15 protein-coding genes and 1 pseudogene are annotated in these 13543 nt (G+C 57.1%); 11 read left to right on the top strand and 5 right to left on the bottom strand.

The annotated features are described in order from the left end of the window. Positions 1 to 48: 48 nt before the first annotated feature. From C2U37_RS13600 to C2U37_RS13575, 6 genes are all read left to right on the top strand, one after another. A complete protein-coding gene (locus C2U37_RS13600) occupies positions 49 to 1314 on the top strand; it encodes a thiolase family protein (protein ID WP_033982398.1) in 1266 nt (421 codons plus the stop codon). A 133-nt stretch (positions 1315 to 1447) separates the two neighbouring features. Continuing rightward, positions 1448 to 1639: a glutaredoxin domain-containing protein gene (locus C2U37_RS13595; RefSeq protein WP_409050291.1), complete on the top strand. Its 192-nt coding sequence runs from the start codon at positions 1448 to 1450 to the stop codon at positions 1637 to 1639. Positions 1640 to 1708: 69 nt separating this feature from the next. After that, a complete protein-coding gene (locus C2U37_RS13590) occupies positions 1709 to 1990 on the top strand; it encodes a DUF427 domain-containing protein (RefSeq protein WP_046092728.1) in 282 nt (93 codons plus the stop codon). 170 nt (positions 1991 to 2160) lie between these two features. Continuing rightward, positions 2161 to 2427, top strand: a complete 267-nt coding sequence (locus C2U37_RS13585; RefSeq protein WP_103243974.1) for a hypothetical protein — start codon at positions 2161 to 2163, stop codon at positions 2425 to 2427. A gap of 198 nt (positions 2428 to 2625) precedes the next feature. Further along, positions 2626 to 3120 carry a Dps family protein gene (locus C2U37_RS13580; RefSeq protein WP_018429639.1) on the top strand — a complete coding sequence of 165 codons (495 nt, stop codon included), beginning with the start codon at positions 2626 to 2628 and terminating at the stop codon, positions 3118 to 3120. Positions 3121 to 3171: 51 nt separating this feature from the next. Then, positions 3172 to 3705: a peptide-methionine (S)-S-oxide reductase gene (locus C2U37_RS13575; protein ID WP_103243975.1), complete on the top strand. Its 534-nt coding sequence runs from the start codon at positions 3172 to 3174 to the stop codon at positions 3703 to 3705. Positions 3706 to 4703: 998 nt separating this feature from the next. On the opposite strand, the gene C2U37_RS13565 is transcribed toward C2U37_RS13575, so the two are convergent. Further along, positions 4704 to 5384, bottom strand: coding sequence for an NADPH-dependent F420 reductase (locus C2U37_RS13565; RefSeq protein ID WP_199416583.1), 681 nt, complete (start codon positions 5382 to 5384; stop codon positions 4704 to 4706). Further along, the gene (bdcA, locus tag C2U37_RS13560; protein ID WP_026227545.1) at positions 5377 to 6090 is read right to left on the bottom strand and encodes an SDR family oxidoreductase; all 714 of its coding nucleotides are present in this window, start codon (positions 6088 to 6090) and stop codon (positions 5377 to 5379) included. The genes C2U37_RS13565 and bdcA overlap by 8 nt, the downstream gene beginning before the upstream one ends. Positions 6091 to 6161: 71 nt before the next feature. On the opposite strand from bdcA, the gene C2U37_RS13555 reads away from it, so the two are divergent. Further along, positions 6162 to 6755 (top strand): TetR/AcrR family transcriptional regulator, encoded by a 594-nt coding sequence (locus tag C2U37_RS13555; protein ID WP_018429645.1) that lies wholly within the window; start codon positions 6162 to 6164, stop codon positions 6753 to 6755. Positions 6756 to 7088: 333 nt separating this feature from the next. Here C2U37_RS13555 and C2U37_RS13550 read toward each other — a convergent pair whose 3' ends face one another. After that, entirely contained in the window at positions 7089 to 7364 is a 276-nt protein-coding gene (locus C2U37_RS13550) for a dual specificity protein phosphatase family protein (protein WP_103243978.1), read from the bottom strand. Positions 7365 to 7443: 79 nt separating this feature from the next. On the opposite strand from C2U37_RS13550, the pseudogene C2U37_RS13545 reads away from it, so the two are divergent. The 4 genes and pseudogenes from C2U37_RS13545 to C2U37_RS25085 form a co-directional block, all read left to right on the top strand. Next, positions 7444 to 8198 (top strand): annotated as a pseudogene (locus C2U37_RS13545) (IS3 family transposase); the annotation flags it as partial. Positions 8199 to 8927: 729 nt separating this feature from the next. Then, complete coding sequence (locus C2U37_RS24640; RefSeq protein ID WP_158656251.1) at positions 8928 to 9365, top strand: hypothetical protein; 438 nt, start codon at positions 8928 to 8930, stop codon at positions 9363 to 9365. 66 nt (positions 9366 to 9431) lie between these two features. Continuing rightward, a protein-coding gene (locus C2U37_RS13540) for an IS3-like element ISKpn10 family transposase (RefSeq protein ID WP_099368947.1) occupies positions 9432 to 10519 on the top strand; the annotation gives its coding sequence in 2 pieces (ribosomal slippage) (positions 9432 to 9684 and positions 9684 to 10519; 1089 coding nt in all). A gap of 9 nt (positions 10520 to 10528) precedes the next feature. Then, a complete protein-coding gene (locus tag C2U37_RS25085; protein ID WP_233768390.1) occupies positions 10529 to 10738 on the top strand; it encodes a hypothetical protein in 210 nt (69 codons plus the stop codon). A gap of 133 nt (positions 10739 to 10871) precedes the next feature. Here C2U37_RS25085 and C2U37_RS24635 read toward each other — a convergent pair whose 3' ends face one another. Next, positions 10872 to 11552 carry a hypothetical protein gene (locus C2U37_RS24635; protein WP_158656250.1) on the bottom strand — a complete coding sequence of 227 codons (681 nt, stop codon included), beginning with the start codon at positions 11550 to 11552 and terminating at the stop codon, positions 10872 to 10874. 344 nt (positions 11553 to 11896) lie between these two features. Beyond that, on the bottom strand, positions 11897 to 13393 hold the full coding sequence (locus tag C2U37_RS13535) for a helicase RepA family protein (protein WP_199770446.1): 1497 nt from the start codon (positions 13391 to 13393) through the stop codon (positions 11897 to 11899). Between the last annotated feature and the right edge of the window lie 150 nt (positions 13394 to 13543).

Below are 13543 nucleotides of genomic sequence, written 5' to 3'. Positions count from 1 at the left end.
CCCGCCGATCGTGGACGTGCAGCCCACGGATTAATTTTGGAGATCATCATGAGCCGCTTTGCCGAACCCGTCTTCATTGCCGCTGGCCTTCGGACGCCTTTCGGCCGCGGCGGAGGCGCGTTGGCTGCCTACGATGCCATCTCTCTGTCCGTGCCTGTCGTGCAGGCGATGGCGGCGCAGGCGGAGCCTGATCTCCTCGTCTGGGGAACCGTGATCCCGAATTTGGGCTGGAGCAATATTGCTCGCGAAACCTGGCTTGATGCCAAGCTCAATCCGACTGTTCCGGCGTTCTCCGTCGTCCTGGCATGCTCGACCAGCATGACGGCGACCTTCGCTGCGGCAGGGATGCTGGGCGGAGGAACCGACCTCACCATGGTCGGCGGGTCCGAAGTCATGAGCCGGCCGTCAATCGCCCTGACGGCCGATGCATCGAAGCGGCTCACCGACCTCTTTGCGCAGGATGCGACCGCCGCGCTTGCCGCCCTCCAGTCTCTGACTCCACGAGACTACGTGCTCCCCACAAAGGGCTGGGCAAACCGGATCACCGGAAGGACGATGGGTGATCATATGGAGGAGACCGCCAAGGCTTGGCGGGTCTCGCGCGTCGCGCAGGATGATTGGGCGCTCAAGAGCCACCAGCGGGCAGTCGCTGGTTGGGAACGTGGCTTCTTCGACGATCTCGTGATTTCGCTGCCTGAGCTGGCGCGCGATGCGAACCCGCGCGCCGATACGTCGCCCGAACGGCTGGCCGCACTCAAGCCCGCCTTCGATCGCGACAGCGGGAGGGGAACCCTGACCGCCGGCAACAGCTCACCGATTACGGATGGAGCCGCCGGGTGTTGGGTCGCTACCGAAGCCGGTGTGGCGAGACTCCCGGCGGGCACCCCCTACGCGCGGCTCGTCGACTACGAGATCTCTGCCGTCGATCTCCACACCGAGGGCCTGCTGATGGCGCCCTCCTATGGCATTCCGCGCCTGCTCGCGCGGCATCAACTCAGCTTCTCCGACATCGCACTCTGGGAAATCCACGAAGCCTTTGCAGCCCAGGTCCTGGCGAACGTCGCGGCCATCACCGATCGGGAGTGGGTGCGCGCGACAGCCGGTGTCCAGGCGGCTATGGGCGATTTTGACTGGGACCGCGTCAATCCCAATGGAGGCTCGGTCGCCCTGGGTCATCCGTTCGGCGCTACAGGCGCGCGCGACCTCAGCCAGGCGGTAAAGGAACTTTGGGCCATGCCGCCCGGATCGCGCGCAATCGTCAGCATCTGCGCCGACGGCGGTCAAGGCACAGTCGCCCTCCTCGAACGCGGCTGACGGTAGATCAACGCCATGACAGCGATCCGCTTCCAACTGTCGGAGACGCGATATGACAACTGATGTGCTGCTGTACATCACGAACTGATGCCCGTTCTGCCGCCGGGCGAAGATGCTCCTCGAGGAGAAGGGCGTGCAATGGAAGGAACTCGATATCGAGGCGGATCCGGTTCACCGGCAGGCCATGACGGAAGCGTCGGGTCGAAACACCGTGCCGCAGATCTTCATCAACGGCACGCATGTCGGTGGCTCCGACGAGCTTTTCGAGCTCGATGTCAGAGGCGAACTCGACAAACTCCTGGGGCGCACGCCGCCCGCCATCTGAGGGGGTGCGGCCTTGGGGCAGACAGCCCGCAAGCCCCGTGCCGGTTGATGAATACGAAAGGAGAGTCCGTTGGTCTCAGCTATCTGGAATGACGCCACCATCGCCACAAGCAACGAGACGGTCGTCGTCGAGGGAAACCACTACTTCCCACCGTCGGCAGTCGATTTTGGCCTGCTTGAGATGAGCCCGCACACGTCCGTCTGCCCGATCAAGGGCACCGCGCGCTACTTCCATGTGCGTGTGGGAGACGCGCTCAACGTGAACGCAGCCTGGACCTATCCAGATCCGACGCCAGGCGCCGAGGGCATCCGGGATCATATCGCCTTCTGGAAAGGCGTGGAGGTTGCGTAGCAGGCGGACAGGTGGCGGCCTCAGCGCCATGTGCAAGCGCCCGCGGGACGGCTTTTCCGCCCATCCCAGGCCGCGTCGGCTACAGGGCTCCGCCCCGGACCTTCTCCGCGGACTGGCGCCGAGGGCCTCGGACCCTTGGGCTTCTGTCGAATCAAGACGACTGGATTGAGATGGAGCATGCCGAGTTCGATGCCGCCTTCGCGGAGCTTCCCGAGGGATACAGCGAAGGCGCCTACGAAGGCCGGCGTTTCGGCGTGACTGTCCGGCGATCCGGTGACGGACGTCGCAACAGCCTGTTCGCCAGGGAGTTGGCCGGGACCGACATTGTCAGCTTCAACCTCTATCGCGTTACATCAGATAGAACATTGCTGAAGCCGTGCGAGATGTCCGCCGAAAAGGTCGTCGCGTTCGTGCTGGATTTCCGACCGGCCCCCTGACGGGCAGGTGGAGGTCCCGGCCGACCGGTCCGCCTGCGACGCCCGGCCCCCCAAGACTGCGCATGTCGCTCAAAGGTATCGAAACTATAGCCACCGGCCATTGGACTTCGTCTGGCAATGAATTCATCTTCTATACATCGCCATCCGTGGGGGAATCGGTGCTGGATCCCGTGTAGCCAGATTGAGAAAGTCTAAGCGATGACGAACAACAATGCCTCCGCCCTTCCGACACCTTCTGATCTTGACGAATGCGCGGCGATGACTGTCGCCGACGCTCTGAAGATCATTCTGGCGAACAGCTACGCGATTTACCTGAAGACAAAAAATTTCCACTGGCACGTCTCCGGACCCTACTTCAGGGACTATCACCTGCTTCTTGATGAGCAGGCCGCAGAGATCCTCGCCGTCACCGATGCGATCGCCGAGCGCGCCCGAAAGACGGGCAACACCACCATTCGATCGATCGGCGATATCGCGCGCCACCAGACGATCAAGGACAATGATGCTGAGTTCGTGACACCGCAGGACATGCTGGGCGAGCTCCGCGCCGACAATCTCCACATGGTCGAGTCGTTTCGCCGCGCAAAGGACGTCGCGGACAAGGCGAAGGATAATGCGACGTCCGGCCTGATCGATGCCTGGACGGACGAGGCTGAGCGCCGTGCGTGGTTCCTCTTCGAAATCAGCCGCTAGCGCTTTGCCGGGCAAACCTACGTCAGGATTCACGCCTCGGCGTGGGAGGTGATGATGGCGAAGGCCGGCTTTGGAGGGGGATGCCATTGGTGCACAGAGGGAGTGTTCCAGGCGTTGCGCGGCGTCGCCCAGGTCGACCAGGGCTTTGTCCGGTCGGACGCGCCGGCAGATACCTGGTCAGAAGGGGTGATCGTCACCTTCGATCCATCGGTTATTCCGTTGGCGACGCTGTCCGAGGTGCATCTCAGAACGCATTCCGCTGCCAGGGCCCGCTCGCCTCGCAGCAAGTACCGCAGCGCGATCTACATCTTTGAAGAGAGCCAGCGGCCGGAGGCCGAACAGGCGATCGTCCGCTTCGCCGGCGCGTCTGCCAAGGCGGTGCACACCCTGGTCCTCCCGTTTAAAGGTTTCAGAGCGTCGGACGAGCGTTACCAAAACTACTATCGAACCGACCCGAGCAGGCCCTTCTGCCGCCGCTACATCGATCCCAAGCTGGATCATATCCGACGGCACTTTTCGGAACTGGCGCTCCCTGAAGCGAACCCGACTGTCCGGCAAGTCATCGATAGCGGTGATGGTTCGTAGTTCTAATGCGGCTCCGCGCTGAAGCATTCGACGAGTTCGCGCGCAATGAGACCTTGATTGCCATGCTCCATACGGCGTTCCCCGGAATCGGCCATGTCCGCCGCAACCCTGTCGGATACGCCTGGGTTGCTCTCAACTACACCAACCGCGACCCCAACTGATCATCGACAGCGCGGTGCGCCTATTCGGCCCATCTTCGGACTGACGGTCGGCAGCGTTCCGGTTAAGCGGCTCGCCGCGGAACAGCGCGGTAACGCCCGTAGCCAACCTTGATCAACAGTCCTTCCTCGCACATCCTTGTTAAGTAGCACCGAGGAATGCCGACCTCCGTCAAATCACGGGTGCGGACTTCGCCTAGCTTCTCCGCCAACATCACTGCGCGCTCTCGGAGATTCGGCATCGGCCCGCCGGCAGCGACAATCCTTTCTGCTCTCAGTCGATCACGCTTGCGCATCTTGACGGCGGGCCTTTGGATATGATTGAGGGGAATCGGCAGATCGAAGTTCGCATTTTCACCGACTCCGGCGAGCCACGCTTTTTCCTACGCCATGGCGCGATACTGTGCGCTGGCGTGCGATGTTTCCCTACGCTACGATCCGGTGCGATCCTGTTGGCTTGGCCAGCGCAGGGCCGCAAGAGCGATCGAAGGCAGGCGTAGAATAGCGTTACGTACCGAGCTCGCCCACCCCTTCAGCGCGCCCGTCGCATAATCGGTGGCCATGGCGTGGAAAGACAGGCGATCGGCGGCGCATTTCGGCTTCGCGCCAGCAGCGGTCATTACCGACTTGGCTGAAAGGCGACATTCCGCTCTTCACACAGACTCCCGCTTTCAGTCGAACACCGTAGGCCTTGTCGGCGGGATCGCGGATCGCTGCTGCCCTCTCAGCGATACCGACCGCGGCAGGCGCAGGCCGACATGAACGTGATGCCGGCGCGGGCGAGAGAACGGCGAAGACCTCGTAGGCATGGGCGGTGTGGTCGGGCAGAGGCAGTCTGCCCTATCTCGGTGGGAGCGGTGTCGCCTTGGCAAGGTTCGCAATCAGCGCGGGACGCGTTTGATGGTCGTGCGCGTGCCATGCGGGCTGACCCGGAGCGCTCCGCCAGGACTCGCTAAGCGGGCTGTTGTCCGCCGTGTCGAAGCCGAACTGGTCGTACAGTCGCGTGACCAGCGCCACCGCTTCGGGATAGTCGCTCGACACCGACAGCGCGTGCCGCCCCGGCGTGCCAGCGGGCCGCGCCGACAGCAACAGGCGCGGTGCCTGGATATGCGTGAACGCCCTCGCGACCTTGGACGTTGGCAGCTGGTCCTGCCGCAGTTCGTGCTCGGTCTTCGCGCCGGTATCGACGAGGGCATAGCGCCCGTCGCGCCACGGCATATAGTTGTTGGTGTCGAGCACGATCTTGTTCGCCAGTTGCGCCACGGGCATGTCGTTGACCAGCTTGAGCGGGACCGCGATCACGACGAATTCTCCCGCCTCCGCCGCACCGGCAGCGGTCGCGGCGCGGGCAGGCGGCCCGAGCTCCGCGACCAGCCCGGCCAGGGTTTCGGGCCCCCGCGAGTTGGCGATGACAACCCGATAGCCGTTGGCGATGGCGGCGCGGGCAATCTGGCTGCCGACCTCGCCCGCGCCGATGATGCCGATGGTGGTCATCGGCGCGGGCGAGGTCGGATCAGGCACCGAACGCGCCGTCGATGGTGTGCATGGCGCCCGTAACGAACCCCGCCTCCGGGCCGGCGAGGTACGCCACCATGCCCGCGACTTCCTCTGGCCGGCCGTGGCGCTTGATCGCCATGAAGCTGTGCAGCAGCTCCTTCATCGGTCCGTCCGCCGGATTGGCGTCGGTGTCGATCGGGCCGGGCTGCACCACATTAATCGTGATCCCGCGGGACCCGAAGTCGCGTGCCAGCCCGCGCGCCATCCCTTGCAGCGCAGACTTGCTGAGCGCGTAGGAGGACATGCCTGGAACGGGCATCCGGTCGCCGTTCACCGATCCGATGACGATGATCCGGCCACCCTGGGGCATCTGGCGCGCGGCCTCGACCGAGGCATGATAGGGCGCGTGGATATTGATCCGGAACAGCCGGTCGATTGCGTCCGGATCCTGCTCCAGAGAATCGCCGAAAACACCGATTCCGGCATTGACGACCAGCACGTCGAGCGCGCCACTGTCCTTCACGCGCGCGATCACCGCGTCGCGATCCGCGCTGTCCGTCTCGACAGCGGTGCTGCCCGTTTCGGCCGCCAGCGCGTGGGCCGCGTCAGGCGAACCGGAATAGGTAAAGGTCACCTTCGCACCATCTGCCACAAAACGCCGAACGATCGCCGCGCCGATCCCCCGACTGCCACCCAGCACGAGAACGGATTTCGCCTCAAACACACCCATCGGACTTTCCTTGATCAATAACTTACGACTCGCTACATAAACGACTTGAAACACCCGTCAAGGTATTTGTAGTGGTTCATACAAAATTATCCCGCGCACGCGGCAGACCGCGCCTGTTCGACCCGGACGAAGCGGTCGCGACCGCCCAGCGGCTGTTCCATTCGCGTGGCTATGATGCCGTCAGCATCGCGCACCTGACTCAGGCGATCGGGATAAACCCGCCCAGCTTCTATGCCGCCTTCGGCAGCAAGGCCGAGCTCTACAGCCGCATTCTCGATCGCTATGCCGGTACCGGCGCGATCCCGCTGTTCGATCTGCTGAACGCCGATCGCCCGGTCGCGGAATGCCTCGTCGCGGTGCTGGAAGCGGCGGCGCGGCGCTATGCCGCCGATCCGGACGCGGCGGGGTGCCTCGTTATCGAGGGTGTGCGCTGCACCGACCGCGAGGCACGCGAGGCGGCCGGAACGTTCCTTGCGGCGGCGGAGGAGGCGATCCATCGCTTCGTCGCCGCGCGCCATCCCGAACAGGCCGAGCGCGTGACCGACTATATGAGCACCGTCATGGCCGGCCTGTCCGCCAGCGCTCGCAACGGGCACGATCTCGATCGCCTGCTCGCCGCCGCCCGGCTCGCCGGGGCTGGTCTTGAGCAGGTGGTTCGCGGCTAATCCGCAAGCTCGGCAAAATGACCAGGACGTTATCGACCGGAAAGGTTGGTCGCGAACACCGCGTCGCGCTGCCGCTTCAGCGTTTGCGTGCCATCGGAGTTGGACACCTGGATATGGCCGATGGGCAATGCGCACTCCGCCAGAAAAGACTGAAGCTCCCGGGCATGTCAGCTTATCGTGCGGACGCGAAGCTGACATGCTGAAGGTCCGAAACGAGTCACTAGCGGAACTTGGGTTCAGTGCCGGAAGCGGACACTCCACGCGAGTCGGTCACAAGTAGGCTCGCGGCTCCCGCTCCCGAAAGGTCATCTTTGGAACAGCTCCGAAAGTGAGCTAGCCATCCTGCAAATACTTCGCCCAATTCAGCCGCACATAGTCCGCCATGCCCTGAGCAGGTGCGTACGGCGGGTAGAGCCTCCGAAACGCCAACAGTGCGGCAGCGGGATCTTGCGACCCCAGCGCGTCCGTGTGTTTCAGTAGATAAAGCAACGCAATCGAGGGCGACCGCGAGAGGCCCTGGTTGCAGTGAACCAGCACTTTGAACTCGCCGATGTGACGGTCGATCGCGCCGAGCGCCGTATCCACGATGATAGGCGCGATGAAGCTCACCTGCGCGACATCGACTGGTCTGCCCCCTGAAAAGTGGTCCTCCCTGAATTAGGCTTTCGAGCCTTTGGAGGATTGAGCGATGGCGCAGAAGAAGCACAAGCCTGAAGAGATTGTCTCGAAGCTTCGGCAGGTCGACGTTTTGGTGTCGCAGGGACGGCCGGTAGCCGAGGCGATCCGGGCGATCGGGGTGACGGCATTCACCTATTATCGCTGGCGCAAGGAATTTGGCGGCCTGAAGAGCGACCAGGTTAAGCGGCTGAAGGATCTCGAGAAGGAGAACGAGCGGCTGCGCAAGGCGGTGTCTGACCTGACACTGGAGAAGCTGATCCTGAAGGAAGCTGCGTCGGGAAACTTCTGAGCCCCGCCCGGCGCCGGCGCTGTGTCGAGCACGTCAGAGCCAAGCTCGGCGTATCGGAGCGGCTGGTGTGCCGGGTTCTGGGGCAACATCGATCCACACAGCGCAAGATGCCGATGGCGCGAGCCGAGGAGGCGGCCCTGACCGCCGACATCGTCGAACTCGCCACCCGCTATGGGCGCTATGGTTATCGTCGGATCACGGCCTTGCTGCACCGGGCGGGCTGGGTGGTGAATATGAAGCGCGTCGAGCGGATCTGGCGGCGGGAGGGGCTCAAGGTGCCGTACAGGCAGCCGAAGAAGGGCCGCTTGTGGCTGAACGATGGGTCCTGCATTCGGCTGCGGCCGGAATATCCCAACCACGTCTGGTCCTACGACTTCGTCGAGGACCGCACCCATAACGGGCGGAGGTTCCGCATGCTGAATGTGATCGATGAGTTCACGAGGGAGTGCCTGGCGAGCCGGGTGAGATTCGAACTTTTTGGCCGTCGGTTTACCTTGAGATTAAAGGTGGTGCGGGTGGTCGGAATCGAACCGACACTCCTCTCGGAACCGGATTTTGAATCCCGAAACTACGGTTTCAGGCAAATCGTACAGGTCATAAACCCTTATTTCAACTGGTTTTCGGTTGTGCTTGGTTTTAGCTGGTCTTGGGCGGGTTGCACGAAATTGCACGGAGATACAGCGGCACATCACCACTTAGGCCGAATACCTATCTGCTGCCTACTTGAACCACACACATAGTGCCAGATTGCATAAACGGTGCGTAAACGGTGGCTCCATGTGGTGTACACTTAAACGCAGATGCGAAAAATGTTAAGTTTTGTCAGGTTTTTATAGCGAGCAAGCGATTTTTTCGTGCCCTATTACCGCTTATTTTCACAGTCCCATTGTGACTCCCGAAAACTCCGCAAACTCCGCAAACTCCGCAAACTCCGCAAACTCAAGTAATTTAAGCTGCCTACCTTGATGGTAACGCTCTCTTCAATACTGATTTCTTGATAAGCCATGGCAAAACCTTGCAACATTGCAGGTGTTGCACTCAGTTTCCATGGTCGCCCTTATTAGCAGTAAATTATAAAAATAATCGTCAAAGTAGTTTTAAATTTTAACGTAGACACACAAAATGGAAAAATCTTGCAAGACTTACAAGTACTGCCTTATCATCATTCTCCATGATTCCTACATATCAACTTTAAGGCTGATAACATGACTCAAGTTAAAGGCGTTATTGAATATCATGGTCTGTCAGATTGGTGGCAAAATGAGATCACAACCGCAGAAAAGGAGATTATCTTAACCACATACAACCCCATGGGCTCTTCACCAAATGAAATCATTGAAGCTAACATCTGCTTCTCTAGCGGCAGTGCGGTACAGCTAGTTGGAAGTATTGCTAGCTGGTTAAATAAAATTGAGCATATTGAATTAGCCAAGAAGTTATTTGTTAAAGCTGAAAACTTAATAAATTCACGCACACCGATTCTTGATGTCCACTTTTTATTTCAAAATGAAATTATTACTTATTATAAACATAGGGAGGTAATCGGCCTTGAACCGTCAATAACATCATGTAACAAGCAAATATCTATTTCAAAAAAAGCATCGCGAATTTTAATCTCCGAATACGGTATGCCACTGCGGTAATCCCCCCGAAAAACCAGGGTGCTCATAAGTAGAATTTTCCCGTACCTTGAACGCAGGAGGTTCTACATGAAAACATCACGCTTTAGCGATACCCAGATCATCGCCATCCTCAAACAAGCTGAGGCTGGAGCTCCCGTCCCGGAGCTCTGCCGCGAGCATGGCATAAGCACGACCACCTTCTACAAGTGGCGTTCCAAATTCGGGGGGATGGATGCCTCCCTCATGGCTCGACTCAAGGAGCTGGAGGACGAAAACCGCCGCCTCAAGAAGATGTACGCCGAGGAGCGCCTCAAGGCAGAGATCATCACCGAGGCCATGGCAAAAAAGTGGTAACGCCATCTGCCCGCCGGGAGATGGCGACCAAAGCCGTGACTCACTACGCCATATCCATCCGTCTGGCTTGCCGGATCTTCAAGGTCAGTGAAAGCTGCTATCGCTATCAGCCCGTGCTGGTCGATGAAAACCAGGAAATTGCCGATTGGCTGCTACGTATCACGGCCAGCCAGCGCAACTGGGGCTTCGGGTTATGCTTTTTGTACCTGCGCAACGTCCAAGGCTTTGGCTGGAATCACAAACGGGTATACCGGATCTATCGGGCGCTGGAGCTCAATCTGCGGATAAAACCCAGGAAACGGTTGGTTCGGGCTAAGCCAGAGCCGTTGGCGGTTCCCGACCAGCCTAATCAGTGCTGGTCGATGGACTTTATGCATGACCAGCTCAGCGATGGCCGCTCGGTGCGGCTGTTTAATGTGATCGATGACTTCAATCGTGAAGCGCTGTGCATCGAGGTGGATTTCTCCTTACCCGCCTCACGAGTCAAACGGGCGCTGGAGCAGGTGATCACGTGGCGAGGTAAGCCCGCCATTATCCGATGTGACAATGGCCCGGAATACATCAGCGAAGAGCTCAAGCGATGGGCGAAACAGGAGGGGATAACCCTGGGCTATATCCAGCCAGGAAATCCGCAGCAGAATGCCTACATCGAACGGTTTAACCGCACGGTGCGCTACGACTGGCTGGGCCATTACCTGTTTGAGTCACTGAATGAACTACAGGAGTTTGCCACGAACTGGCTGTGGGTTTATAACCATGAGCGGCCCAATATGGCGCTGGGTGGCTACACGCCGAAACAGCGTCTGGCACAGGCCGCATGACCTCTACTTTTGAATGCCCCTAAAAATGGGGGGATTACCCTGCCATCTCACAAAGGTTATCAGCAGCTATCGATAATAATGGAAAAGTTGTCGGATTATCAAAAAGTCATAGCAATCTGTAATGAGGCTAAAAATGAAGGATGGTCTGGAGACTGGGATAAAAGAATTGAGCGCTGTACAAAAAAACAAATAAAGCTTCTTGATAAAATATGCAAATAATCCTTGCAAGCACGCCATATATGACACATATATCAATAGCTGCTTTTTAGTATAACGAACCATCACCATGATTATAAATGGTGGCATATACCCACCATTTATTTTGGTTATTTATAAGTCAGCCACTTAAAAATTATTTCGAAAAACCTCTCAAAACCTTATATTCAATTTCTAAATTATCAGCCTTTATAATTTCCAACATTGCCCCTTTGTAGCCGACAACATTAGATTTTGAGAGATCATATTTCACGTCAGAATTAAACGCTGGCCTTGCAAGGTCACCACTGAATTCACGATAGCTAAAGTTAACCTCATCCCCGACCTTACCATTGTAGATAAGGGTTTGTTGAAATGATGCATTGGTCTGTTTGTATGCACTTCCACGTTCAAATTTCACATCCCCACAAACTGTTACGTCCACAGGAGAAATGATACAGGCCTGCTTTGTTGCTCTATCAATCCTAATTGATGCGCTGTAGTCAGGATATGATGTCATTAACCCCCTCATTATCTTGCCTTGAGATGTATCAACAGGTGTTGGCATGTAGTATTCAAACTTGTCATCCTCTCCAACCTTATTGAATTCACCTGGAGTTATTTCATATGCGGCTATGCTTTGCTGATAACTTAACTTTATGACATCTACTGAACTACTGACGCCTTGAGATAATAGATTCTCACCGATTCCAATTTTTATCACTTTGCCAAGCTCAGGTATGGTAAATGACTGCGAACTTGGTACGTAATTAAATTTAGGTGAGGCACACCCAAAAACAAAAAAGGGAATTACTAAGAGTCCAAGTTTAAAATTCATACATAATCCTTGTTAAAAAATACACAATGAACCCGATAACATTATCAGATTGCCATGACTCATACAGTACTAAGCACACAATGGCTCATCATCAAGCTCGTCACCTATGCAACAGCCGTGATATGAGTAATGCCCTGTCGCTCTCTCGTCATGAACTCGTCAACTATTCGTCAAAGACCCAATGACGAGCAGCTCGTCAGGCCAAAAATAGCAAAAAACCCGCAAATCCTTATGCCATGCGGGTTACAGAGGTATTCTGTCAACTCGTCGTCAAGCTCGTCGTCTAGGCAACCTCCATGACGACGAGTAGGCTATCTTCAACCCATCTAGTCACGACTCGTCAGCTATTCGTCAATTGCATCGTCCAGTGTTACCAACCTCACCTCGTCACCGGAAATAGTTATCAGACCATGACCGTCCAGCGTTTTTAGGTATCGTGCAAAATTGCTCATGTTTGGCTTTTTGCCGTCAACAAACATGTCCTGAAACACCTTTCTCACCTTGTCTTTCGTGGTTGTTCCGTCTTCGCCAGAGGCTTTCTTCACCGCCTGAAATAGCGCCTTTGATGTCGGGCTCAGGCCGTCAGCTTCTGGATCTTGCGGCTCCCTGCCAATGTCATGGACAACCAATGATGTTACCTCGTCCCCCTCATCATCATACGTGACAATGCGACTCTTCAGGTCAAAGGCCAGATCCTGCGGTGGCTCCCCATCCTTCATTTTGGTAGCGCGTAGAATCATGCTCTGCGCTCTATCACCTTCACGACTAACAAAGAACTCAGCATCAAGCGCGGCCTTAAATGCGCTGCTACCACGGGCCCCGTTAGCAACGTCCTTTCCGGTGTGATGAACCATCAACATCGTCGCGCCCGTGTCGGCCTTAACGGTATCGCAACCAGCAATGAAAGCGCCCATGTCAGCCGCTCGGTTCTCATCCGCACCACCAAAGCAACGGGCTACAGTGTCGATCACGATTAACTTTACGGGCAATCCGGTTTCCTGCCTCACCTGTGCGGCTGCAATCTTAAGTTCTGCCACTTGTAGCGGGTCAGCCATAAAAACGGGCATATCTACGCGATAGACGTTTGGAACGTCCTGACAGCCGTTGTATTCGTCAGTCCACGCACGGATTCGTCGAGGGACACCAACGCCCCCTTCGCCGACGACATAGAGCACTGCGCCATGCTCAACCTTGCATCCATTCCAAGGCTTGCCAGTGGCGATATGGCAAGCCCACGACACAGCCAGAAATGATTTAAACGAGCCACTAGGGCCATAGATTGAGGCCGCGCACTGTGCGGGTAGGTAACCCTTGATCAGGTAGCTGGCTTGGGCATCAAAGCCAGTGAACCCCCTCACTAATGGCAATCGCGTAGTCATTCGCTCTTCTGATTGCTGGATACTTTGCTCTAGATCGACCACATCCACCAAGCCCCACGGCTGCGCATTATTACCATGCCTCCCCAAATAGATCTCAGCGCTCGGAGCCTGTTTGCGTAGCTCGCAAATCAACCGCTTCGCCTTATCGACGGCCAATGCCCCTTTTTGATGCACGATGATTCGCTTTGTTGAGTCCGAATCAGCAACCTTGTATATCTTGATTATTTCGCCAAGCTGGCCCGTGCTGACAAATAGCGTCTGTTCTGGTTCCACTTCTGGATCTATCGGGTTATCTGCTAACAAAACTTCATTGTGAACACGTTGCAAGGTCGCCCTCACATTGGCATCGCGATTCGCCAGCTCTCCTGTGTGTAGGACAATAACTCGATGATCAGTAAGATCGGCAAAGCGAAGGAATGGTCTATCCACTGTCTTGGATGGGGCATCTGTCGCGGCGGTCATTCCAAGCCCCCATTGGTATACACTCCTAATCCAAAATATTCGCATGCCACTATGATTGCAGCTTTCCGATCTTGCTTGATAGGTGGAATGGCGTAGGGCCTGTGATGGGCTACTCGGGATTTATTAGCGGCCATCACATCCAGCACGAAC

Source organism: Aeromonas sp. ASNIH1, assembly GCF_002934285.1.
Taxonomy (GTDB): domain Bacteria; phylum Pseudomonadota; class Gammaproteobacteria; order Enterobacterales; family Aeromonadaceae; genus Aeromonas; species Aeromonas caviae.
The sequence above is the reverse complement of the archived record's forward strand: the minus strand, read 5'-3'. Positions and strand labels throughout refer to the sequence as shown.

What these genes read in the sequence shown, in the direction of transcription:
- C2U37_RS13535 (WP_199770446.1), bottom strand. Translation starts at nt 13,393, where the DNA reads ATGACCGCCGCGACAGATGCCCCATCCAAGACAGTGGATAGACCATTC.
- C2U37_RS13575 (WP_103243975.1), top strand. Translation starts at nt 3,172, where the DNA reads ATGATGGCGAAGGCCGGCTTTGGAGGGGGATGCCATTGGTGCACAGAG.
- bdcA (WP_026227545.1), bottom strand. Translation starts at nt 6,090, where the DNA reads ATGGGTGTGTTTGAGGCGAAATCCGTTCTCGTGCTGGGTGGCAGTCGG.
- C2U37_RS13600 (WP_033982398.1), top strand. Translation starts at nt 49, where the DNA reads ATGAGCCGCTTTGCCGAACCCGTCTTCATTGCCGCTGGCCTTCGGACG.
- C2U37_RS13585 (WP_103243974.1), top strand. Translation starts at nt 2,161, where the DNA reads ATGGAGCATGCCGAGTTCGATGCCGCCTTCGCGGAGCTTCCCGAGGGA.
- C2U37_RS24635 (WP_158656250.1), bottom strand. Translation starts at nt 11,552, where the DNA reads ATGAATTTTAAACTTGGACTCTTAGTAATTCCCTTTTTTGTTTTTGGG.
- C2U37_RS24640 (WP_158656251.1), top strand. Translation starts at nt 8,928, where the DNA reads ATGACTCAAGTTAAAGGCGTTATTGAATATCATGGTCTGTCAGATTGG.
- C2U37_RS13580 (WP_018429639.1), top strand. Translation starts at nt 2,626, where the DNA reads ATGACGAACAACAATGCCTCCGCCCTTCCGACACCTTCTGATCTTGAC.